We start from the raw sequence: 20,509 nt of genomic DNA on the forward strand, positions 1-20,509 counted from the left end.
GGCGCCTCCGGGTGGTTGCGGCGTTCGGCGCTGTCCGTCCGGGTAAAGGATTGCCTACCCTGACAAGGGGACGGGATGCGCGGTTGGAGGCAGACGTGATCCTCGGTATGTCGAAGAAGACGGCGCTCATCGTCGGCGCCATCATCGCGATCGTCGTCATCTACGCGTTGAACAACGGGAAGCAGCAGGCCTCCGGGGCTTCGGCCACCGGCTGCAAGGTGACGGTGACCGCGGACGTCCTGAACGCCCGCGAAGCGGCGGACGGCAACGCCAAGGTCGTCGGCAAGTACCTGCGTGACGCCCAGTTCGACGCCCTGCCCGGCGTGCAGAACGGCTTCCGGAAGGTGGCCGACGCCAAGTGGGTGGCCGCCGAGTTCACCCAGCCGGTCGCCGGTTCCGCCTGTTGAGTCCCTGTCTCGACTGGTGAGTCAGACGCCGAGCAGGTCGGCCGCGAGGGTGATCACCCCGAACGTCGCGGCCGACAGCCCGAGCGTGCGTGCCTTCTTCGGGTCGCGTTTCGCCGCCGCGCGCCAGTAGAGGCCGATCCCGACGGCCAGCATCAGCAGCTCGACGACGGCCGACACGGCCGGCAGCCGCCAGAGCCCGAAGCCGAACGTGGGCAGGTCGCCCGCGTTGCCGGGCAGGATCGGCAGGTCGGCGCGGTGCACGACGAGGTCGAGCACCCAGTGCGAGAACACGACGCCGCCGAGGACCAGGCCGGCTTCGCGACCGAGCCACCGGCTCGCGACGGCGCCGAAGAGCGCGGCGAGCACGAGCGCGCCGACCAGGGAGTGCGTGTAGTCGGCGTGGATCACGCCACCGCCGTAGCCTTCGCCGTCGATGGTTTCGACACCGCTCAGGTAGAGCGGCACGAAGACGACGTCGAGCCAGGCCGTGGCGAGCATGAGCGTCCACACGGGAATCGCCGGCCGGCCCGCCTTGACCGCGGCCGCGAGTCCGAAGTGTCCGGCGATCATCGGTTCGCCTCCGTCCAGGGGAAGCGGGCGTCGAGCACGCCCAGCACGACGGTGAAGAGGAGTACGGCGAGGATGAAGGTCATCTTTCTGCTTTCCCTGAGTAGGCCGTGAGGCCCTGGACGAGCATGGTCTTGAGGACTTCGAAGCTCTTGTCGACGTCTTCGGGCCGGCCGAACCCGCCGGAGGCTTCGAGCCCGGCGAACCCCTGGACGGCGGCGCGGAGGCACCGGGTGCCGTGCACGGCCTGGGCGTGGTCGAAGCCGAACGGCCGCAGCACGGCGAAGACGACTTCCGCGACGGCGTGGGCGGCCCGGCTGAGCTCGACGTCGCTTTCGTCGGGCGCGGTGACGAGTGCGTGGCTGCGGTTCGGGTGCCGTCGCAGGTAGTCGCGGTAGGCGTCGGCGAGGGCGGCGACCGCGTCCCCGCCCTCGCGCCCGGTGGCCGAGGTGCGGAGCGTTTCGGCCATCTCCTTGACGACTTTGAGGTCGATCAGCCGCCGGAGATCGGCGAGGTTCTTGACGTGCTTGTAGAGCGAGGGCGCGGCCACCCCGGCGCGTTCGGCGACCTTGGAGAGGGTCAGGGCGTCGGGCCCGCCTTCATCGACGACAGCAAGGGCGAGATCGACCACGGCGTCGGTGGTCAGGCCGGCTCTAGGGGACATCGGCTTGGTGGCTACTGGTCATAGCTTTAAAGCTAATGACAGTAGCTTCGGGAGTCAAGGCGCCGTTTTTTGTCGGTGGTGGGTGCTAGAACTGATCACGTCCGAAAGCGCAGGTCGGCGGCTTGGCCGTTTGGTCGCTTGGCCGCTTGGTCGCTTGGTTGCGGGAGAGGAGGAGACGTCCGGGGACGGGCGACAACTGAATGCGGCACGGGTTCGGCGGTGGTGTCCGCGGGGTCTCCAGGGGGAGTTCCGCGGGCCGGTCGGCTGGGCGGTGGTGCCGGGGGATCGGCGCTGCGGGCCGGGGGTCCGACGGGGGTCGGAGCCGGGGAACGGCGTGGCGGTGCGGGGCTCTGACGGGGGTCGGGGCCCAGGGTCGGCGTGGTGGAGGCGGGGCTCTGACGGGGGCCGGAGCCGAGGATCGGCGTGGTGGAGGCCGGGGTCTGACGGGGGTCGGAGCCGGGTTCCAGGCGGGCCAGGGCCGGGAATCTTCCCGGGATGCGTTCGGACGGGGGTCAGAGCGCGACCGTCACGTCCTCCTCCGCCACCAGCACCTCGCCGCCGAACCGGGCGCGGGCCTCCTCGGCCGCCGTGGTGCGGTCGGCTCCCGGCCAGAAGTGGGTCAGCATGAGCCTGCGGGCTCCGGCCTCGGCGGCCCAGTGGCCCGCCTCCGCGGCCGTCATCAGGTAGCGGGGCTCTCCCTCCGGCGGTGGGGTGCGGAGGGTGGCGTCGCAGATGAACAGGTCCGCGTCGCGGCCCAGCTCGGCCAGTGCCGGCGACGGTCCGGTGTCGCCCGTGTAGGCCACCGTCAACCCGGGCGCGCTGAGGCGCACCCCGAAGTTCGGCTGGTGGTGCGGCAGCGGGTACGACGTCAACCCGAACGGCCCCACGCCGGCCGGGTCGGAGTCGGTCGGCCCCACGCCGGTCGGGTCGGAGTCGGCCGGTTCGGCGAGGTCGTGTACCTCGAACAGCTCCGTCGGGTGCGGACGCGGCTCCATCGCCTCCAGCCGGCGGATCGTGCCGGGCGTGCAGTGCAGCGGCAGCCGCGCCGAGGGGGTGGCGGACTGGACCGTGTAGTGCCACGCCCGCCCGAGCGCGCTCACGTCGGCGCAGTGGTCGGGATGCTCGTGCGTCACGACCACCGCGTCCGGCAGCCCGCCCGGGCAGTGCGCGAACAACCGCGATGCGGCTCCGTACCCGAGGTCGAGGACGACGCGGAAACCGTTGTGCTCCAGCAGAAATCCGGCGCACGCGCGGCCGGGCTCCGGCCACGCGCCACAACTGCCCAGCACGGTCAGGCGGCTCATGAGCCGCAGTCTGGCAGAGCGGGCAAGCGGGTTTCGGTCCCCGCCACCCGATGCCCCGCGAGCGCCGGCCCGGCCGGTAGCGTGCACGGCGTGCTGACCGTCTCCACCGTGAACGTCAACGGCCTCCGCGCCGCCGCCAAGAAGGGCTTCGTCGAGTGGCTCGCCGCCACGAAGGCCGACGTGGTCGCCTGCCAGGAGGTGCGCGCCGAAGCGAGCCAGCTGCCCGCGGAGGTCGTCGAGCCCGCGGGGTGGTTCTCGGTGCACGCGCCGTCGGCCGTGAAGGGACGCAACGGCGTCGCCGTGTACAGCCGCGTCGAGCCCGAAGAGGTGCGCGTCGGCTTCGGGGAGCCCGAATTCGAGGACAGCGGGCGCTACCTCGAGGTCCACCTGCCGAACGTCGTCGTCGCGAGCCTCTACCTGCCCAGTGGGGACGTCGGTACCGAACGCCAGGACGAGAAGGAACGCTTCATGGCCGCGTTCCTGCCCTACCTCGTCGAGCTGCGGGCGAAGGCCGCCGCGGCCGGGCGGGAGGTCGTGGTCGTCGGGGACTGGAACATCGCCTACGACACCGTCGACCTCAAGAACTGGCGCGGCAACCGCAAGAACTCCGGCTTCCTGCCGGAGGAACGCGCCTGGCTCGGCCGGGTCTACACCGAAGCCGGCTACATCGACGTCCAGCGCCGGCTCGACCCCGAGGGCCCCGGCCCCTACACCTGGTGGTCCTACCGCGGCCAGGCGTTCGACAACGACTCCGGCTGGCGCATCGACTGCCAGCTCGCGACGCCCGGTCTCGCCGAGAAGGTCGTCGAAGTCGTCGTCGAGCGCGCGGCCGCCTACGACCAGCGCTGGTCCGACCACGCGCCGGTCACCGCCACCTACGACATCGACTTCCCCGGCTAGGCCGCGCGGGCGGCGCGCCAGGTCGCGCTGTCCACGAAGTGGTTGTCGAACCGGTCCTGCGAAGCCAGGATCTCCTCCGGCGCGGCCTCGCCCCGCCGGATCCGGTCGATCATCCGGAAGTACTCGAAACGCTCGACGCCGGGCGTGAACACGATCAGCACGTCCGCGCCCGAACGCTCGGTCGCGCCGAAGGCGTGCGTCGTGTGCGGCGGCACGAAGAGCATGTCGCCCGTGCCGACCGTCACGACCTTCTCGTCGCTGAGGATCTGCAGCTCGCCGTCGACGATGAAGAACATCTCCGCCGACGACGTGTGGAAGTGCGGCGTCGCGCCGTCGCGTCCCCGGCTCAGGGTGGCGCGGGACGTGCTGAGGTGGCCGCCGGTCTGGGAGACGTCGGCGAGCAGCGTCATCGTGTCCGGCGTCGAGCCGAGCTGCTCGGCTTCGTCGTGGCGGACCAGCAGGGTTTCGAGTGTCGTCGTCATGCCGGAGATGATTCCACGGCTGATAGTTCGCTGTCAAACTATCTTCTGTCGAATAGTGCTGGCATCGAATAAGCTGCGCGGGTGACTGACGAAGACGCTGTCGACGCCGTCGTGTCGGCGTGGCACCGCGAACGCCCCGACCTGGACCTGACGGCGATCGGCGTCGCCGGCCGCATGGGCAGGCTGGCGCTCGTCCTCGGCCCGGCCCAGGAGCGGGTGTTCGGCAAGTTCGGCCTGCAGCGCGGCGAGTTCGACGTCCTGGCCGCGCTCCGCCGGTCCGGGCCGCCCTACACGCTCATCCCGTCCGAGCTGTCGAAGACGCTGATGCTGTCCCGGGCCGGCATGACCAGCCGCCTCGACCGCCTGGAGAAGGCCGGGTTCGTCGAGCGCGCGCTCGACCCGAACGACCGGCGCAGCTTCCGCGTCCGCCTGACCGACCAGGGTTTCGAAATAGTCGACGCCGCGATGACCGAGCACACCGCGAACGTGTCGGAGCTGCTGTCCGGCCTCTCCGGGCAGGAGCTCGGGCTGCTCGACGACGTCCTGCGCAAGCTCCTCCGCGGGCTCGATCCCCAGGAGTAGTGCGGCGCGATGATCGAAGTGAACCCCGGGGGGTGCCCGGACCGTATTCCCGGTTGGGCGATAGTCTCGGCTCCCGAATCGATCACTGCCGAGAGGTCTTGACACGCTCGGTAGTTTTTTGACCGGTAGCATGCAGCGTCTCACTCGGATGGGTGAGACACAGCGCTCGTCACTCGCGGGAGGCACTCCGGTGCGCAACCCAGGTCAAACCCTGTTGCGGTCCACGCTGCGCGGCTTCCGCGCGGCGGCGGTGGTCGCGCTCGTCCCGGCCGGGCTGCTCCTGGCCGGCGGCGGAAGCGCGTTCGCCGACGCCACGACCGTGCGGGCCGACACCAACGCGGAGAGCTTCGGCGTGCTGGGCCCCGTGGGGCTGGTCGCGGTCGCACTCGGCATCGTCGGCATGACGCTGGGTGTGCTGCGCCAGCGCCGGAAGACCCGCGCCGCCGCGGCGCTCGCCGCGGCCACCACCGTCGCGGTGGAGGTTCCGGGCGCGGTCACCGCGATGGCCGAAGCCGTCCTCGCCGACCCCGACACCGCGCCGACGCGCCCGTTCCTCGCGCAGCGTCCGCACGCCTGAGGGCCCTCGGCGCCCGCCGCGCGTCCCGGCCTGGAAGAATCCTGACGTGTCCGAAGAGCAGACCGTCGCAGCAGAGCGCCGCCCGCGGGTCCTGTCCGGGATCCAGCCCACCGCCGACTCGTTCCACCTCGGCAACTACCTCGGCGCGCTGCGCCAGTGGGTGCGGCTGCAGGACACGCACGAGCCGTTCTACAGCGTCGTCGACCTGCACGCGATCACCGTCGAGCAGGACCCGAAGGTGCTGCGGCAGCGCACCCGCGTCTCGGCCGCGCAGCTGCTCGCGATCGGCATCGACCCGCAGCGCAGCGCCCTGTTCGTGCAGAGCCACGTGCCGGAGCACGCCCAGCTGAGCTGGGTGCTGGAGTGCCAGACCGGCTTCGGCGAGGCCGGCCGGATGACGCAGTTCAAGGACAAGTCCGCGAAGCAGGGCTCCGACCGCTCGAGCGTCGGCCTCTTCACGTACCCGATCCTGCAGGCGGCGGACATCCTGCTCTACCAGGCCGACGCGGTCCCGGTCGGCGAGGACCAGCGCCAGCACCTGGAGCTGACGCGCGACCTCGCGCAGCGCTTCAACAACCGGCTGGGCAAGACGTTCGTCGTGCCCGAGCCGTACATCATCAAGGACACGGCGAAGATCTACGACCTGCAGGACCCGACGAGCAAGATGAGCAAGTCGGCGGCCACCGGCAACGGCCTGATCGAGCTGCTCGAAGACCCGAAGCGGTCGGCGAAGAAGATCCGCTCGGCGGTCACCGACACCGGCCGCGAGGTGGTGTTCGACGCCGAGCACAAGGCGGGCGTGTCGAACCTGCTGACCATCTACTCGGCCCTGACCGAGCGGACGATCCCCGACCTCGAGGCGGCGTACGAAGGCAAGGGCTACGGCGACCTGAAGAAGGACCTCGGCGAGGTGTTCGTCGACTGGGTGACCCCGATCCAGGACCGCGTGAAGTCCTATTTGGACGATGTCGCGGAGCTGGACAAGATCCTGGCCGCGGGAGCCGAGCGGGCCCGCGAAGTGGCTTCGAAGACGCTGGCGAAGACCTACCAGCGGATCGGGTTCCTGCCGCCGGTGCGGTGAAGCTGATCTTCCTGAACGGCCCGCCCGGCAGCGGCAAGTCGACGCTCGCCCGGCGCTACGCCGACGACCACCCACCGGCGCTGGCGCTCGACGTGGACCGCATCCGCGCGATGCTCGGCGGCTGGCGGGCGGCGCCGGGTGAGGCGGGGTCGCTGGCGCGAGAGATCGCGCTGGCGGCGGCCCGGACGCACCTGGCCGCGGGGCACGACGTGGTGGTGCCCCAGCTGGTGGCCCGGCCGGGCTTGCCCGAACGGCTGGCGGCGCTGGCCCGCGAATGCGGCGCGAGCTTCCACGAGGTCGTGCTCCTGCCGGGGCCTGAAGAGACGTTCCGCCGTTTCGCCGCGCGGGGAGAGTCGGAGATCGAGACGGCCGGGCCGCTCACCGAAACCCAGCTCCGGCAGGCGTACGAGCGGGTCGCGGCCTACGCCGCGGAACGGTCTGCCTCGGTCATCCCGGCGGGCTCACCGGAAGAGACCTACCGCGCCTTGTTGACCTCCCTCACGTGACGTGCTCGCGTTGCGGTGTTCACTGCGCGTGGTTAGCGTTTCACGGTGGCGAAAGAAGAGAAGGAAAAGCTCCTGCCGCGGCTGCGGCGGAAGTACCCGTGGCTCGATCACCTCATCCGGGCCAACGACGCCTTCACCGAGCGGTACGGCAACCACTACGCCGCCGCCATCACCTACTTCAGCGTGCTGTCCGTCATCCCGATCCTGATGGTCGCCTTCGCCGTGGTCGGGCTGGTCGTCAACAACGATCCGGCGATCATCAAGCAGATCTCCGACAGCATCAAGCAGTCGGTGCCCGGCGGCCTGCAGCCGCTGGTGACCGGCATCGTCGACGCCGCGCTCAAGTCCGGCAGCGGGCTCGGGATCTTCGGTCTGCTCATCGCCCTGTACTCCGGCGTCGGCTGGATGTCGAACCTCCGCGACGCGCTGACCGCGCAGTGGGGCCAGGAAAAGCTGTCGCAGCCGATCGTCAAGCAGACGCTCAAGGACCTCGTCGCGCTGATCGGGCTCGGCGTCGCGCTCGTCGTCTCGTTCGCGCTGACCGCCGTCGGCGGCGGGGTCGGGCAGTTCCTGCTCGAGCTCGTCGGGCTCGAACACGCCACCTGGGCGATCGTCCTCCTGCGGGGCGCGACCATCATCCTCGGCCTGCTCGCCAACACCCTCGTCTTCCTCTGGGTGATCGCCCGCCTGCCCCGCGAGCACGTCGCGCTGCGCAGTGCTGTCAAGGGGGCCGTGTTCGCTGCCGTCGGGTTCGTCATCCTGCAGCAGGCCGCCACCGTCTACCTGGCCAGCGTCACGAAGTCACCCGCTTTCGCGCTGTTCGGGCCGGTCATCGGCCTGCTCGTGTTCGCCAACCTCGTCTCCCGCTTCCTCCTGCTCGTCACGGCGTGGACCGCGACGGCGAAGGAGAACCAGCGCAAGGTCGTCGCGCCGCCACCGCCGGTCCGGCTCGAGCAGAACGTCACCCTGCAGCGCGGGCCCGGCCTCGGCGCCGTCGCGGGGGCCTTCAGCGCCGGTGCCCTGCTGGCGTGGCTGGGTGGCCGCCGCCGGCCTTGACACCCGGATCGGCGGTAAAGAAACTGAACTGGTGCTGCTGGACGCCGCCCGCGAGTGTGCCGACCTCGCCAAGACGCTCGCCCCGGTCACCGAGCAAAACCGCGCTCTGCCGCCGGAGCTGGTCGAGAAGATCACCGACGCGCAGCTCTTCCGCACCGGCGTCCCCGGCTACCTCGGCGGTCCCGAAGCGCCGCCCGCCGTCAGCCTCGAAACCGCCGAGAGGATCGCGCGCGGGGACGCGTCCGCCGGCTGGTGCGTCTCGATAGCCGTGACGAGCAGCCTGCTGTCGGCCTACGCCCCGCGGAAGTGCGCCGAAGAGGTCTTCGGCGACCCGCGCACGGTCGCCGCCGGCGTCTGGGCGCCGCGGGGCACCGGCCACCGGGTGGCCGGCGGGTACGTCGTGACCGGCCGCTGGGCGTTCTGCAGCGGAATCCCGCACGCGGACTGGCTCTTCGCCGGGTTCATGGACGAAACCACGCACTACGTCGCGGCGCTGCCGAAGGCCGAGATCGACGTGCTCGACACCTGGCACACCAATGGCCTGCGCGGCACCGGCAGCCACGACTGCGTCGCCGGCGAGCTGTTCGTCCCGGACCACCGCGTCTTCTCGGTGATGGGCGGGCCACCCGCGGAAGCCGTTGCCCTGCACCGGTTTCCGCTCTTCGGGTTCTTCGCGCTGTCGGTCGCGGCCGCCGCGCTCGGCAACGCGCGTGGCGCGATCGACGACCTCGTCGAGCTGGCCTCGACGCGCAAGCCGCTCGGCTCCAGCCGCTCGCTGGCCGAACGGTCCCAGACCCAGGCCGCCGTCGCGGAGGCCGAAGCGGCCCTGCGCGCGGCGCGGCTGCTGTTTTACACCAGCATCGACGACGCCTGGCAGGCTGCGCAGGGCACCGAGCCCGTGCCGGACGCGCTCAAGCTCGGCCTGCGGCTGGCCGCCACGCACGTCACGCGCACCGCCGCGAAGGTCGCCGAAAGCATGTACGACCTCGGCGGCGGCGCGGCGATCTACGAGACGTCGCCGCTGCAGCGCCGGTTCCGCGACGCTCACACCGCGACCGCCCACTTCCAGGTCAACCCGGCCAGCTACGAGCTGTCCGGCAAACTGCTGCTGGGCGTCCCGGCCCGCACGGAGCAGCTGTGAACGACCTCGGCCACCGGTTCACGGCGGACTCGGTCGGGCGGGCGCTCGACCTGGTCGGCGAGCGGTGGAGCCTGCTCGTCCTGCGGGAGTCCTTCTTCGGCGTACGGCGCTACGGCGAGTTCGCGCGCACCCTGTCGATCCCGCGCCCGACGTTGTCCGCCCGGCTGAAGACGCTGGTCGACGCAGGCGTGCTCGAGCGCGTCGAGCCGGTGCCCGAGTACGTGCTGACGCGGGCCGGGCGGGATCTCTTCGGCGCCGTCGTCACGCTCATGCAGTGGGGTGACCGGCACCTCGCGGGGCCGGACGGCCCGCCGATCCTGTTGCGGCACAAGGACTGCGGCGAGCTCGTCGAGTCCTATGTGGCCTGCCGGCACTGCGGCGGCGAGATCGCGACGGACCGCGTCACGCCCGAGCCCGGCCCGGCGTACGTGTCCGAAGTGGACGGTTAGTTCGCGGCCTTCTTGCGCGCGTGCCCGACCACGAACCCGCCGACGATGATCAGGAACACCACCAGCGTGATGATCCAGCCGGTGACGCCGAACGGGTCTTCTTTCGACGCGGACGCGGCCGACGACGTGCCGCTGTTGCCGGTGCCGTCGGACAGTACGGACGGGTCGCCGCTCTCCGCCGTGGCCGCCGGCGCCCGGTAGGCGATCTGCCCGACCGGCTCGGCGCGGTCTTCCTCCAGCGCGAAGCCGTAGTCGAGCAGCTTCGCCGCCTGGTCGACCACCTTCGTCGGCTTCTGCTCGGCGCGCACCATGACGACCGCGAGCCGCTTGCCCTTCCGCTCCGCCGCGCCGACGTAGGTGTGGCGGGCGTCGTTGGTGAAGCCGGTCTTGCCGCCGAGGAAGCCGGGGTAGACGCCGAGCAGCTTGTTGTCGTTGAGCACCGGGACGGGCGGCTTGCCCCCGGCCGCCGGGAGCTCGAAGTTCTTCGTGGCGACGACCTTGGCGAACTCCGGCTGCTTCATCGCGTAGTGGAAGATCAGGCTCAGGTCGTAGGCCGAGGTCGACATGCCCGGCCCGTCCAGCCCCGAAGGCGTCGCGGCGCGGGTGTCGAGCGCGCCGATCTTCGCCGCCGTCGCGTTCATCTTCGCCACCGCGGCGTCGGGCCCGCCGAGCGCCGTGGCGACGGCGTGCGCGGCGTCGTTGCCCGAGTGCATCAGCAGGCCGTGCAGCAGCTGGTCGACGGTGTACCGGCCGCCGGCGACGAGGCCGACGCAGGTGCACTCCTGCTCGGCGTCCTCCTGCGAGGCGACGATCACCTGCTCCGGCTTCAGCTCGTCGAGGGCGACCAGGGCGAGGAGGTTCTTGATCAGTGACGCGGGCCGCTGGCGGGCGTGCGGGTCCTTCGCCGCGATCACCGCGCCGGTGTCGAGGTCCTGCAGCAGCCACGACGCCGCGGTGTTGCCGTCCGGCGGGTTGAGGGAGTTGGCCGGGGTGATCAGGCCGCATTCGGCCATTCGCGGGCCCCCGGCCGGAACGGCGGGCACGGCCAGCGGCGCCGGCACCTGCCTGCCGGGCGCGGGCTTCTCCGACGTGTCGACCGGCGGTGGCGGGGCCTGGCGGTTCGCGCACGCCGTCTGCGGCGGCGCTGCGGCCGCCAGCGCCGGCGTGCTCAGGGCCAGGAGGGCGGCGGCGAGCGTCGTCGTGAAGACCTTGAGCGACCGGGAGACAACAGAGTGCACCCACGCAATCTAGCGCCGCGACCGGCGCCGCATACTGGGGGCATGCGCATTTCCCGAGGCACCTCGCTGTTCCTGCTGGCCTTCGGCGTGTGGTCGTGGATCATCTGGATCACGTTCGCCAAGAACCTGTGGGAGAGCGACCGGGCCTGGGCGCCCGACGGCTCGCCGACCGCGTACTTCGTGGTGCACGCCGTGCTGACCGTCGTGTCGTTCGTGCTCGGCACGATCATCGGCGTGCTGGGCTGGCGCGGGGTGCGTTCTCCGGCGCGGGTCTCCTGACTTTGGTCGGTGGCGCGCTCTCCGGGGCCGGTTTAGGTTGACGCCACCGACTCTGGAGGTGGAATGTCCCGTTTACGCCGATTGGCGGCCCCGCTCGTGCTCGCCGTCGGGGGTGGCCTGTTCGCGGCGCCGGCCGCGGAGGCCGCGCCGGCCGCCTGCGACACGACGAGCACGCCGTACACGTACGTCGTGACGTACCAGCCGGGGACGCGCGCTTCGGCCGTCGACCGGGAACTGGCGGCCAAGTGCGGCACGAAGGTGGCGTACTACCCGGAGATCGCCGTCGCGATCGCCAGCTCGCGCAACGCGGACTTCCAGCAGAAGATCGGCGTCTACCGGGCTTACTCGGGCGGCAAGGACGTCGCTTCGGCGGCTTCGGCCCGTTCCTCCCTGGGGGCGGTGCGGACGCTGGAGGACACGCGCGCGGTCTTGGCTTCGGGTGACCTGTCGGCCCAGCAGTGGGACATGAAGGCCATCCACGCGCCCGAGGCGAACAAGATCTACCAGGGCAGCCGCGCGGTGACGGTCGGCGTGCTCGACTCGGGCATCGAAGCGACGCACCCGGCCCTTCGCAACGCCGTCGACGCCCGCTCCTCGGCGGGCTGCGTGACGGGCGCGCCGGACCGGTCCCCGGCCTCCTGGGCGCCGACGACGTCGGACCACGGCACGCACGTGGCGGGCACGATCGCCGGCAAGGACCCGGCGGCGGGCTTCACGGGCGTCGCGCCGGGCGTGCGGCTGGCCTCGGTGAAGGTCGTCAACGACGAGGGCTACATCTTCCCGGAGTCGGCGGTGTGCGGCTTCGTCTGGGCGGCCGAGCACGGCTTCGCGGTGACGAACAACAGCTACTACATCGACCCGGGCATGTTCTACTGCCCGAAGCAGCCGGGCGACGCGGCGGCGTTCGAAGCGGTCCGCCGGGCGGTGGAGTTCTCGACCCACCGCGGCGTCCTGAACGTGGCGGCGGCGGGCAACTCCGGCTTCGACACGACGGCGCAGACGACGGACCCGAACCGTCCGCACCCGGTGGACTCGACGTGCGGCATCCTCCCGAAGGCGATCGACGGGGTCGTGAACGTGTCGGCGGTCGGCTACGCGGGCACGAAGTCGTCGTTCAGCAACTACGGATCGATCGACGTGACGGCCCCGGGCGGCGACTTCGTCCAGACGCCACCCGAGGGCGCGGGCCCGGCATGCCCGCTGTCGAGCGTCTTCGACGGAAAGTACGGCTCGAAGTGCGGAACGTCGATGGCCTCCCCGCACGCGGCGGGTGTTGCGGCGTTGCTGGCTTCGCGGTTCCGCGGGGCGTCGCCGTGGCTGCTGACCCGCCTGCTGGAAGGCGAAGCCGATGTCGTGAAGTGCGCTGCCACGGAGACGGAGTGCACGGGACCGGCGAAGAACAACTCGTACTACGGGCACGGCCTGGTCAACGCCCTGGACGCGGTCCGCTGAGCCCGGCTTGGTGTTTGTCCGTGAAGGCCTCCTTACCGGCTCTTATGGCCGGTAAGGAGGCCTTCACGGCCTTTGAACTGAACCGAGGTGCGCGGAGCCGGCAGTGTCAGACGCGCTTGAACAACAGCGCGCGCTTCACTTCCTGGATCGCCTTGGTCACCTGGATGCCGCGCGGGCAGGCGTCCGTGCAGTTGAACGTCGTCCGGCAGCGCCACACGCCTTCGGCGTCGTTCAGGATGTCCAGGCGCTCCTCCGACCCCTCGTCACGCGAGTCGAAGATGAAGCGGTGGGCGTTGACGATCGCCGCCGGGCCGAAGTACGAGCCGTCGTTCCAGTACACCGGGCACGACGACGTGCAGCACGCGCACAGGATGCACTTCGTCGTGTCGTCGAAGCGGTCGCGGTCGGCCTGGGACTGGATGCGCTCGCGCGTCGGCTCGTTGCCGTAGGTGATCAGATACGGCTTGATCGCCCGGTACGCCTCGAAGAACGGGTCCATGTCGACGTAGAGGTCCTTCAACGTCGTCAGGCCCTTGATCGGGGCGATCGTGATCACCGTCGGCTTGCCGGACGGCGACAGCAGGTCCTTCATCAGGACCTTGCACGCCAGGCGGTTGATGCCGTTGATCTGCATCGCGTCGGACCCGCACACGCCGTGCGCGCACGAGCGGCGGAACGAGAACGTGCCGTCGATGTAGTCCTTGACGTAGAACAGCAGGTTCAGCAGCCGGTCGGTGCGCTGGGCCGGGACGTCGTAGGACTCCCAGTGCGGCTCCTCGTCGACCTCCGGGTTGAACCGCAGGATCTTCAGCGTGACCGTGATCGGCGTGTGCTCGTCGGAAGGAGCGGCGGCCGGGTCAGCAGTAGCCGTAGTCATCAGTACTTCCGCTCCATCGGTTCGTAGCGGGTGAAGGTCACGGGCTTGTAGTCGAGCCGGATGTCCGAGGACAGCCCGGTGCCCTGCTTGTAGGCCATGGTGTGCCGCATGAAGTTCGTGTCGTCGCGATTCGGGTAGTCCTCGCGGGCGTGGCCGCCGCGGGACTCCTTGCGCGCCAGCGCGCCCACGACCAGGACCTCGGCCAGCTCCAGCAGGAAGCCCAGCTCGACGGCTTCGAGCAGGTCGGTGTTGTACCGCTTGCCCTTGTCCGCCACCGTGATCCGCTGGTACCGCTCCTTCAGCGCCTGGACGTCGGTCAGCGCCTGCTTCAGCGTGTCCTCGGTCCGGTACACCGACGCGTGCGAGTCCATCGTCTGCTGCATTTCCTTGCGGATGTCGGCGACGCGCTCGTCGCCGTGCTCCGACAGCAGGCCCGCCAGCTGCTCCTCGACCAGCGCGGTCGGGTTCTCCGGCAGCTCGACGTGCTCGTGCGCCAGCGCGTACTCCGCGGCCGCGATGCCGGCGCGGCGGCCGAACACGTTGATGTCCAGCAGCGAGTTCGTGCCGAGGCGGTTCGAGCCGTGCACGGACACGCACGCGACCTCGCCCGCTGCGTACAGGCCGGGGATGACGTTTTCGTTGTCCCGCAACGCTTCGCCGTGCACGTTGGTCGGGATCCCGCCCATCACGTAGTGGCAGGTCGGGAACACCGGCACCGGCTCCTTCACCGGGTCGACGCCCAGGTACGTCCGGGAGAACTCGGTGATGTCCGGCAGCTTGGTCTCGAGGACCTCGACCGGCAGGTGCGTGACGTCGAGGACGACGTAGTCCTTGTTCGGGCCGCAACCCCGGCCCTGCAGCACTTCCTGCACCATCGACCGCGCCACGATGTCGCGCGGCGCGAGGTCCTTGATGGTCGGCGCGTAGCGCTCCATGAACCGCTCGCCGGAGGCGTTGCGCAGGATCCCGCCCTCGCCGCGGACGGCTTCGGAGATCAGGATGCCCAGGCCCGCGAGGCCGGTCGGGTGGAACTGGAAGAACTCCATGTCCTCCAGCGGCAGGCCCTTGCGGAAGATGATGCCGAGGCCGTCACCGGTGAGGGTGTGCGCGTTCGACGTCGTCTTGAAGATCTTGCCCGCGCCGCCGGTGGCGAACACGATCGACTTCGCCTGGAAGACGTGCAGCTCGCCGGTGGCCAGCTCGTAGGCGACGACGCCGGAGGCGACCGGGTTGCCGTCCGCGTCCTCCGACAGCACCAGGTCGAGCACGTAGAACTCGTTGAAGAACTCCGTGCCGTGCTTGACGCAGTTCTGGTACAGCGTCTGGAGGATCATGTGGCCGGTGCGGTCGGCGGCGTAGCAGGCGCGGCGGACCGCGGCCTTGCCGTGGTCACGCGTGTGGCCGCCGAACCGGCGCTGGTCGATCTTGCCCTCGGGCGTGCGGTTGAACGGCAGGCCCATCTTCTCCAGGTCGAGGACGGCGTCGATGGCCTCCTTGGCCATGATCTCCGCGGCGTCCTGGTCGACGAGGTAGTCGCCGCCCTTGACCGTGTCGAAGGTGTGCCACTCCCAGTTGTCCTCTTCGACGTTCGCCAGCGCGGCGCACATGCCGCCCTGGGCCGCGCCGGTGTGGGACCGGGTCGGGTAGAGCTTGGTGAGGACCGCGGTGCGGGCGCGCTGGCCGGACTCGATGGCCGCGCGCATGCCGGCGCCGCCGGCGCCGACGATCACCACGTCGTACTTGTGGAACTGCATGAAAAAGTCTCCGTGGCTGTCAGTTCGCGGGCATGTTCGGGTCGAACGTGAAGATCACCATCGTGCCGACGGCCAGGATGAGCACCATCGAGACGTAGAGAAGGATCTTCAGCCAGAACCGCGTGCTGTCCTTGCGGGCGTAGTCGTCGATGATCGTGCGCAGCCCGTTGCCGCCGTGGATCTCGGCCAGCCAGAGCATCGCGAGGTCCCAGAACTGCCAGAACGGCGAGGCCCAGCGGCCGGCGACGAAGCCCCAGTTGATCCGGTGCACGCCGCCGTCGAGGATGTTCATGATCAGCAGGTGGCCGAGCACCAGGATGACCAGCGCCAGGCCCGAGATCCGCATGAACAGCCAGCTGTAGAGCTCGAAGTTGCTGCGGCGCGCGGCCGGGCGCTTCGGCGAACGGGGGCTGGCGAGAGCGAGGTCGGCCATGTCAGTTACCCCCGAAGAGCGTTTCGGCGGTGCGCTTCAGCATGAAGAACGCACCGGGGACCATCACGACGACCCAGACGACGCCGATGACCCAGAGCATCGCCTTCTGCAGCTTCGGGCCCTTCGACCAGAAGTCGATCAGCATGACGCGGATGCCGTTGAGCGCGTGGAACAGGACCGCGCCGACCAGGCCGACCTCCAGGAGGTTCACCAGCGGCGTCTTGTACGTCTCGATGACCTGGTCGTAGGTGTTCGGCGACACGCGCACCAGCGCGGTGTCGAGCACGTGCACGAACAGGAAGAAGAATGTGAGCACGCCGGTGATGCGGTGCAGCACCCAGGACCACATGCCCGGGTCGCCCCGGTAGAAGGTCCCCTGCCGGCGTGAGGCACCCGCCCGATCGCTCGCGCCTGCCTGCGGGGCAGTGCTCGCCGTGGTGGACATCGGTGAACGGCCTCCAACGTCTGACTGTGCGCCCGGTGGCCGGTGAGGTCCGCAGTCGCCATGAGCGGTCGAGCTTGCCGAGATCAACGTCATCGAGCCTGGATGAATCGGATGCTAGACCCGGACCCGGGACGCGGCTCACCTCCGGGTTCCCCTCTGTGATGGACCAGACACCGGTATTCCCGCACCGCCACCCGGCGGTGTGGCGTGGCGCACTCGGCAGCGTGGCGGTGCCGATCACCGGGAACCACGGAGGTCTGACCTCTCCGGAATCTCATATCTGATGCGCTACGCCAAAAGGCTGGTGCAGTCGGTGAATCGTTGACCGTTGATCGAGTCGTTCCTACTGTCTGGCGCAAATACATCGGATCTCTCACGATGGGGTGACGTTCTGGTGAGACGACTCGGCTTGGTGATCGCCGTCGCGGCCCTGCTGCCCGTGGTGTCGGTCACGCCCGCGCAAGCACTGCCCGACGGCCTGGCCCTGACCCCGCCGATGGGCTTCAACAACTGGAACACCACCGGCTGCGCCGTCGACGAGCAGATCATCCGCGACACCGCCGACATCTTCGTCGCCAAAGGCCTCAAGGCCGCCGGCTACGAATACGTCAACGTCGACGACTGCTGGGCCGAGCCCGCGCGCGACGCCGACGGGCGCATGCAGGCGAACAAGGCCCGCTTCCCGAGCGGCATCAAGGCCCTCGCCGACTACGTCCACTCCAAGGGGCTCAAGTTCGGCATCTACACCAGCGCGGGCACGCTGACCTGCGCGAAGACCCAGCCGGGTGCGCTCGACCACGAAGACGTCGACGCGCAGACGTTCGCGGACTGGGGTGTCGACTACCTCAAGTACGACAACTGCAACAACCAGGGACGGCCCGCGCTCGAGCGCTACACGAAGATGCGCGACGCGCTGCGGAAGACGGGTCGCTCGATCGTGTACTCGCTCTGCGAGTGGGGCGAGAACAAGCCGTGGACGTGGGGCGCCGACGTCGGTCACCTCTGGCGCACCACCGGCGACATCAAGGACAACTGGGCCAAGATGCTCCAGATCCTCAAGGCGAACGCGCCGCTCGCGCCGTACGCCGGGCCGGGGCACTGGAACGACCCGGACATGCTCGAGGTCGGCAACGGCGGCATGACGACCGTCGAGTACCAGTCCCACTTCTCGCTGTGGGCGATGATGGCCGCGCCGCTGCTCATCGGCGCCGACCTGCGCAAGGTGTCGCCGGAGAACTTCGACGTCCTGCGCAACGCCGAGGTCATCGCGCTCGACCAGGACCGCAAGGGCGTCCAGGCGCGCGTGCTGTCCAACCAGGACGGTCACTGGGTGTTCGCCAAGCCCCTGGCGAACGGCGACGTCGCGGTCGCGCTGTTCAACGAGACGACGTCGTCGGCCACGATCGGCACCACCGCGGCCGACGTGGGGCTCCCGAAAGCCGCCGGGTACTCCGCGCGTGACCTCTGGGCCCACCGCGACCTCCAGACCGCCGGCCGGCTCTCCGCGGTCGTCCCGCCCCACGCGACCGTGGTCTACCGCGTGCACGCGGGCGGCGCATGGTGGCGGAACGCGCCCCTGGTGAGCACGGGCATCGAGCTGGCCGCGCCGGTCCCGGGCGTGCCGGGCGAGATCACGCCTGCCGGCAAGCCGTTCGAGGTCACGGTGTCCGCGACCGACGAAGCCCGCGTCCCGGTGTTCGACCCGCGCGTCACGCTCACCGCGCCCGGCGGCTGGCGCGTCGAGCAGCTGGCCCGGCCCCGGAAGCTCGTCCTCGGCACCGGGGACACCGCGGCCGGGCGCTGGCGGGTGACTCCGCCGTCCGGCACCGAAGGCACGTCGGCGGTCCTGCGCGGCGGCGTGACGTACACCGCCCTCGGGTCCGGCCGGGCGAGCTGGGCCGGCGAGCAGCAGCTCACCGTGCCCGCGGCGCCGCCGACGGCGGCCGCCTGGGCCAGCGACCTGCGCTGGGCCGCCGAGAAGAACGGCTACGGCCCGGTCGAACGGGACATGTCCAACGGCAGCATCCCCGCCGGCGACGGCAAGCCGCTGACGATCAACGGCGTCGTCTACCCGAAGGGCCTCGGCGCCCACGCGCCCAGCGAAGTCGTCTTCTACCTGGGCGGCCGCTGCACGGCGTTCACCGCGGACGTCGGCGTCGACGACGAGCGCGAGGCGACGAACAAGCAGGGCTCGGCGACGTTCGAGGTCTACGCCGACGCCGCGATGGCGGCCTCGACGGGCGTCCGGACCTGGCAGGACCCGGCCCTGCCGCTGGCCGCGGACCTGCACGGCGCCCAGTACCTCCGGCTCGTCGTCACCGACGGCGGCGACGGCAACTCCTACGACCGCAGCGACTGGGCCGCGGCCCGGCTGACCTGCGCCTGAAGGGACTTCTCATGAAAACGCTGTCGGCTGCCGCCCTGGCCGCCGGAGTGGCGCTGATCGGGTTGCCCGCCTCCGGCCAGCCCGCGCCCGTGACGTCCTGGACGCTCACCGCGCCGGGCACGTCGTTCGCGCCCACACCCGAAGCCCACATCGCCCTGAATCAGGGAAAGCTCACGCTGTCGGTCACGCGTGGGGCGACCACCGTGCTGGAGCCGTCCGCACTCGGCGTCGAGACGGCGACCGGCGACCTGACCAGCGGCCTGAAGGTCACCGGGTTCAGCCAGCGGCCGGTCCACGACGAGTACACGACCACCACCGGCAAACGCTTGCGGCACACGTACGACGCCGCGGAAACCACGCTGAACGTCAAGGGCCCCGGCGGTGCCTTCGACGTCGTCTTCCGGATCTCCCGCGACGGCGTCGCCTACCGGTACGTCTTCGACACCCCGAAGTGGGTGACGGTCGTCCGCGAGGCGTCGGAGTACGCCGTCCCGCAGGCCGCCGACTCCTTCCTGCTGCCGTTCGACAACGGCCGCAGCGACTACGAGAGCATCCACGTCCACAAGCCGGTCGACCGGCAGGACCCGGCCGAGTACGGCTACCCGGCGCTGTTCCACGTCGGTGACACCTGGCTGTCGGTCCTCGAATCCGACCTGAACGGCAGCTACGCGGGTTCCCGGCTGACGCTCACCCCGCAGCACCGCTTCCAGCTGACCCTCGGCGACCCCGCGGAAGTCGCGAAAGGACCGTTGTCGACGCCGTGGCGCGCGATGATCGTCGGCGACCTGGCCACCGTCACCCAGTCCGACCTCAGCACCGACCTGGCGAGCCCGTCGAAGATCGCCGACACGTCGTGGATCAAGCCCGGCGCCGGTGCGTGGTCGTGGTGGTCGGAAGGCACCGGCGACCTCGCGCTGCAGGAGAAGTACGTCGACCTCGCGGCGAAGGAGGGCTGGGCGTACAACCTCGTCGACGCGAGCTGGAACGCCGCCTGGGTGCCCGACCTGGTCGCCTACGCGAAGGCGCGGAACGTCGGCATCTGGCTCTGGGCGGACGCGAAGATCACCGACACCGACAGCGAGCGCGAGAAGAACTTCAAGCAGTACGCCGACTGGGGCGTCGTCGGGCTCAAGATCGACTTCGTGGAGTCCGAACGCCAGGACCGCACCCGCTGGTACGACGCCGTGCTCGCGGCGGCCGCGAAGTACCACCTGATGGTGAACTTCCACGGCGCGCCGATCCCGCGCGGCATCCAGCGGACCTGGCCCAACGTGATGAGCGTCGAAGCGGTGCGGGGCGCGGAAGGCACGAAGCCGAAGCCGGGGCGCGAGCCGTTCCCGATCGACCACTACCTCACGCTGCCGTTCACGCGGAACCTGTCCGGCTCGATGGACTTCACGCCGGTCACGTTCACCGGCGTCCGGCCGACCAGCGACGGCGGCGAGCTGGCCCTGAGCGTGCTGTTCGAATCCGGCGTCCAGCACTTCGCGGACAGCGTCGCGAGCTACGACGCCCACCCGGCCGCCGAGCGGCTGCTCAAGGGCATCCCGACGGCGTGGGACGACACTCTGCTGCTGGCCGGCGACCCCGGGAAGCTCGCGGTCATCGCCCGCCGCAGCGGCGCGCAGTGGTACGTCGGGGCGCTGCGGGGCGGCCCCGCGACGCGGCTCGACGCGCCGCTGGGTTTCCTCCCACCGGGTGATTGGCTGGCCGAGGTCTACGGCGACGGCGCCGACGGGAAGCTCCAGGTCACGACACAGCGCGTGACATCCGGGAGCACCCTCACCGTCCCGGTGGCCGCGAACGGTGGATTCACCGCGCGGCTCTGCCAGGCCCCGCCCGACCTGGATCAGCCGCAGCGAGCCGAGGTGGTGGCGGCGGTCGGTCGCGCGGTGTTCGAGCCAGCGCCGGACGATCGCGGGGACGAGC

Annotated in this window: 22 protein-coding genes; 13 read left to right on the forward strand and 9 right to left on the reverse strand. The window is 70.4% G+C overall.

What is annotated here, in order from left to right; translation table 11 throughout:
* Nucleotides 1-107: 107 nt before the first annotated feature.
* Entirely contained in the window at nucleotides 108-407 is a 300-nt protein-coding gene (locus tag AB0G28_RS02910; protein ID WP_361082285.1) for an SH3 domain-containing protein, read from the forward strand.
* Nucleotides 408-428: 21 nt separating this feature from the next.
* Here the strand turns inward: AB0G28_RS02910 and AB0G28_RS02915 are convergent, their stop codons facing one another.
* From AB0G28_RS02915 to AB0G28_RS02925, 3 genes are all read right to left on the reverse strand, one after another.
* Entirely contained in the window at nucleotides 429-977 is a 549-nt protein-coding gene (locus AB0G28_RS02915) for a permease (RefSeq protein WP_361082287.1), read from the reverse strand.
* A gap of 79 nt (nucleotides 978-1,056) precedes the next feature.
* Nucleotides 1,057-1,638, reverse strand: coding sequence for a WHG domain-containing protein (locus AB0G28_RS02920; RefSeq protein WP_361082289.1), 582 nt, complete (start codon nucleotides 1,636-1,638; stop codon nucleotides 1,057-1,059).
* A gap of 512 nt (nucleotides 1,639-2,150) precedes the next feature.
* Nucleotides 2,151-2,942 carry an MBL fold metallo-hydrolase gene (locus AB0G28_RS02925; RefSeq protein ID WP_361082291.1) on the reverse strand — a complete coding sequence of 264 codons (792 nt, stop codon included), beginning with the start codon at nucleotides 2,940-2,942 and terminating at the stop codon, nucleotides 2,151-2,153.
* An 81-nt stretch (nucleotides 2,943-3,023) separates the two neighbouring features.
* Between AB0G28_RS02925 and AB0G28_RS02930 the strand changes: the two genes are divergently transcribed.
* Nucleotides 3,024-3,842 carry an exodeoxyribonuclease III gene (locus tag AB0G28_RS02930; RefSeq protein ID WP_361082293.1) on the forward strand — a complete coding sequence of 273 codons (819 nt, stop codon included), beginning with the start codon at nucleotides 3,024-3,026 and terminating at the stop codon, nucleotides 3,840-3,842.
* Here the strand turns inward: AB0G28_RS02930 and AB0G28_RS02935 are convergent.
* Nucleotides 3,839-4,324 (reverse strand): cupin domain-containing protein, encoded by a 486-nt coding sequence (locus tag AB0G28_RS02935; protein ID WP_361082295.1) that lies wholly within the window; start codon nucleotides 4,322-4,324, stop codon nucleotides 3,839-3,841. The two genes, AB0G28_RS02930 and AB0G28_RS02935, sit on opposite strands and share 4 nt — an antisense overlap.
* Before the next feature lie 81 nt (nucleotides 4,325-4,405).
* On the opposite strand from AB0G28_RS02935, the gene AB0G28_RS02940 reads away from it, so the two are divergent.
* The 7 genes from AB0G28_RS02940 (at nucleotide 4,406) to AB0G28_RS02970 (ending at nucleotide 9,716) form a co-directional block, all read left to right on the forward strand.
* Complete coding sequence (locus AB0G28_RS02940; RefSeq protein ID WP_361082297.1) at nucleotides 4,406-4,906, forward strand: MarR family transcriptional regulator; 501 nt, start codon at nucleotides 4,406-4,408, stop codon at nucleotides 4,904-4,906.
* A gap of 214 nt (nucleotides 4,907-5,120) precedes the next feature.
* Complete coding sequence (locus AB0G28_RS02945; protein ID WP_361082373.1) at nucleotides 5,121-5,483, forward strand: hypothetical protein; 363 nt, start codon at nucleotides 5,121-5,123, stop codon at nucleotides 5,481-5,483.
* 46 nt (nucleotides 5,484-5,529) lie between these two features.
* The gene (gene trpS, locus AB0G28_RS02950) at nucleotides 5,530-6,564 is read left to right on the forward strand and encodes a tryptophan--tRNA ligase (RefSeq protein WP_361082299.1); all 1,035 of its coding nucleotides are present in this window, start codon (nucleotides 5,530-5,532) and stop codon (nucleotides 6,562-6,564) included.
* Nucleotides 6,561-7,070, forward strand: coding sequence for an ATP-binding protein (locus AB0G28_RS02955; protein ID WP_361082301.1), 510 nt, complete (start codon nucleotides 6,561-6,563; stop codon nucleotides 7,068-7,070). Before trpS ends, AB0G28_RS02955 begins: the two co-directional genes overlap by 4 nt.
* 45 nt (nucleotides 7,071-7,115) lie before the next feature.
* Entirely contained in the window at nucleotides 7,116-8,126 is a 1,011-nt protein-coding gene (yhjD, locus tag AB0G28_RS02960) for an inner membrane protein YhjD (RefSeq protein WP_361082303.1), read from the forward strand.
* A 31-nt stretch (nucleotides 8,127-8,157) separates the two neighbouring features.
* Entirely contained in the window at nucleotides 8,158-9,267 is a 1,110-nt protein-coding gene (locus AB0G28_RS02965; protein ID WP_361082305.1) for an acyl-CoA dehydrogenase family protein, read from the forward strand.
* Nucleotides 9,264-9,716 (forward strand): helix-turn-helix domain-containing protein, encoded by a 453-nt coding sequence (locus tag AB0G28_RS02970; RefSeq protein WP_361082307.1) that lies wholly within the window; start codon nucleotides 9,264-9,266, stop codon nucleotides 9,714-9,716. Before AB0G28_RS02965 ends, AB0G28_RS02970 begins: the two co-directional genes overlap by 4 nt.
* Here the strand turns inward: AB0G28_RS02970 and AB0G28_RS02975 are convergent.
* The gene (locus AB0G28_RS02975; protein WP_361082309.1) at nucleotides 9,713-10,954 is read right to left on the reverse strand and encodes a D-alanyl-D-alanine carboxypeptidase family protein; all 1,242 of its coding nucleotides are present in this window, start codon (nucleotides 10,952-10,954) and stop codon (nucleotides 9,713-9,715) included. The genes AB0G28_RS02970 and AB0G28_RS02975 overlap by 4 nt on opposite strands.
* Before the next feature lie 42 nt (nucleotides 10,955-10,996).
* On the opposite strand from AB0G28_RS02975, the gene AB0G28_RS02980 reads away from it, so the two are divergent.
* Both AB0G28_RS02980 and AB0G28_RS02985 read left to right on the forward strand, forming a co-directional pair.
* The gene (locus tag AB0G28_RS02980; RefSeq protein ID WP_361082311.1) at nucleotides 10,997-11,233 is read left to right on the forward strand and encodes a hypothetical protein; all 237 of its coding nucleotides are present in this window, start codon (nucleotides 10,997-10,999) and stop codon (nucleotides 11,231-11,233) included.
* A gap of 63 nt (nucleotides 11,234-11,296) precedes the next feature.
* Nucleotides 11,297-12,685 (forward strand): S8 family serine peptidase, encoded by a 1,389-nt coding sequence (locus AB0G28_RS02985; protein ID WP_361082313.1) that lies wholly within the window; start codon nucleotides 11,297-11,299, stop codon nucleotides 12,683-12,685.
* Between the two features lie 106 nt (nucleotides 12,686-12,791).
* Here AB0G28_RS02985 and AB0G28_RS02990 read toward each other — a convergent pair whose 3' ends face one another.
* From AB0G28_RS02990 to sdhC, 4 genes are read right to left on the reverse strand one after another with little or no spacing between them, the layout of a single operon-like run.
* Nucleotides 12,792-13,562 (reverse strand): succinate dehydrogenase iron-sulfur subunit, encoded by a 771-nt coding sequence (locus tag AB0G28_RS02990; RefSeq protein ID WP_361082315.1) that lies wholly within the window; start codon nucleotides 13,560-13,562, stop codon nucleotides 12,792-12,794.
* The gene (gene sdhA, locus AB0G28_RS02995; protein ID WP_361082316.1) at nucleotides 13,562-15,316 is read right to left on the reverse strand and encodes a succinate dehydrogenase flavoprotein subunit; all 1,755 of its coding nucleotides are present in this window, start codon (nucleotides 15,314-15,316) and stop codon (nucleotides 13,562-13,564) included. Before sdhA ends, AB0G28_RS02990 begins: the two co-directional genes overlap by 1 nt.
* A gap of 19 nt (nucleotides 15,317-15,335) precedes the next feature.
* Entirely contained in the window at nucleotides 15,336-15,749 is a 414-nt protein-coding gene (locus tag AB0G28_RS03000) for a succinate dehydrogenase hydrophobic membrane anchor subunit (protein WP_361082318.1), read from the reverse strand.
* 1 nt (nucleotide 15,750) lies between these two features.
* Nucleotides 15,751-16,194: a succinate dehydrogenase, cytochrome b556 subunit gene (gene sdhC / locus AB0G28_RS03005; protein WP_361082320.1), complete on the reverse strand. Its 444-nt coding sequence runs from the start codon at nucleotides 16,192-16,194 to the stop codon at nucleotides 15,751-15,753.
* A 394-nt stretch (nucleotides 16,195-16,588) separates the two neighbouring features.
* On the opposite strand from sdhC, the gene AB0G28_RS03010 reads away from it, so the two are divergent.
* Nucleotides 16,589-18,580, forward strand: coding sequence for an NPCBM/NEW2 domain-containing protein (locus AB0G28_RS03010; RefSeq protein ID WP_361082322.1), 1,992 nt, complete (start codon nucleotides 16,589-16,591; stop codon nucleotides 18,578-18,580).
* A gap of 11 nt (nucleotides 18,581-18,591) precedes the next feature.
* The coding region (locus tag AB0G28_RS03015) for a glycoside hydrolase family 97 catalytic domain-containing protein (protein ID WP_361082324.1) at nucleotides 18,592-20,509 on the forward strand (1,918 nt) is incomplete at its 3' end.

The organism is Amycolatopsis sp. NPDC021455, assembly GCF_040640995.1.
In the GTDB taxonomy this organism is placed as follows: Bacteria; Actinomycetota; Actinomycetes; order Mycobacteriales; family Pseudonocardiaceae; genus Amycolatopsis.

Excerpts from the sequence above, each read along its gene's own strand:
- AB0G28_RS02910 (WP_361082285.1), top strand. The coding sequence starts at position 108 with ATGTCGAAGAAGACGGCGCTCATCGTCGGCGCCATCATCGCGATCGTC.
- AB0G28_RS02915 (WP_361082287.1), bottom strand. The coding sequence starts at position 977 with ATGATCGCCGGACACTTCGGACTCGCGGCCGCGGTCAAGGCGGGCCGG.
- AB0G28_RS02920 (WP_361082289.1), bottom strand. The coding sequence starts at position 1,638 with ATGTCCCCTAGAGCCGGCCTGACCACCGACGCCGTGGTCGATCTCGCC.
- AB0G28_RS02925 (WP_361082291.1), bottom strand. The coding sequence starts at position 2,942 with ATGAGCCGCCTGACCGTGCTGGGCAGTTGTGGCGCGTGGCCGGAGCCC.
- AB0G28_RS02935 (WP_361082295.1), bottom strand. The coding sequence starts at position 4,324 with ATGACGACGACACTCGAAACCCTGCTGGTCCGCCACGACGAAGCCGAG.
- AB0G28_RS02980 (WP_361082311.1), top strand. The coding sequence starts at position 10,997 with ATGCGCATTTCCCGAGGCACCTCGCTGTTCCTGCTGGCCTTCGGCGTG.
- AB0G28_RS02985 (WP_361082313.1), top strand. The coding sequence starts at position 11,297 with ATGTCCCGTTTACGCCGATTGGCGGCCCCGCTCGTGCTCGCCGTCGGG.
- AB0G28_RS02990 (WP_361082315.1), bottom strand. The coding sequence starts at position 13,562 with ATGACTACGGCTACTGCTGACCCGGCCGCCGCTCCTTCCGACGAGCAC.
- sdhA (WP_361082316.1), bottom strand. The coding sequence starts at position 15,316 with ATGCAGTTCCACAAGTACGACGTGGTGATCGTCGGCGCCGGCGGCGCC.
- AB0G28_RS03000 (WP_361082318.1), bottom strand. The coding sequence starts at position 15,749 with ATGGCCGACCTCGCTCTCGCCAGCCCCCGTTCGCCGAAGCGCCCGGCC.
- sdhC (WP_361082320.1), bottom strand. The coding sequence starts at position 16,194 with ATGTCCACCACGGCGAGCACTGCCCCGCAGGCAGGCGCGAGCGATCGG.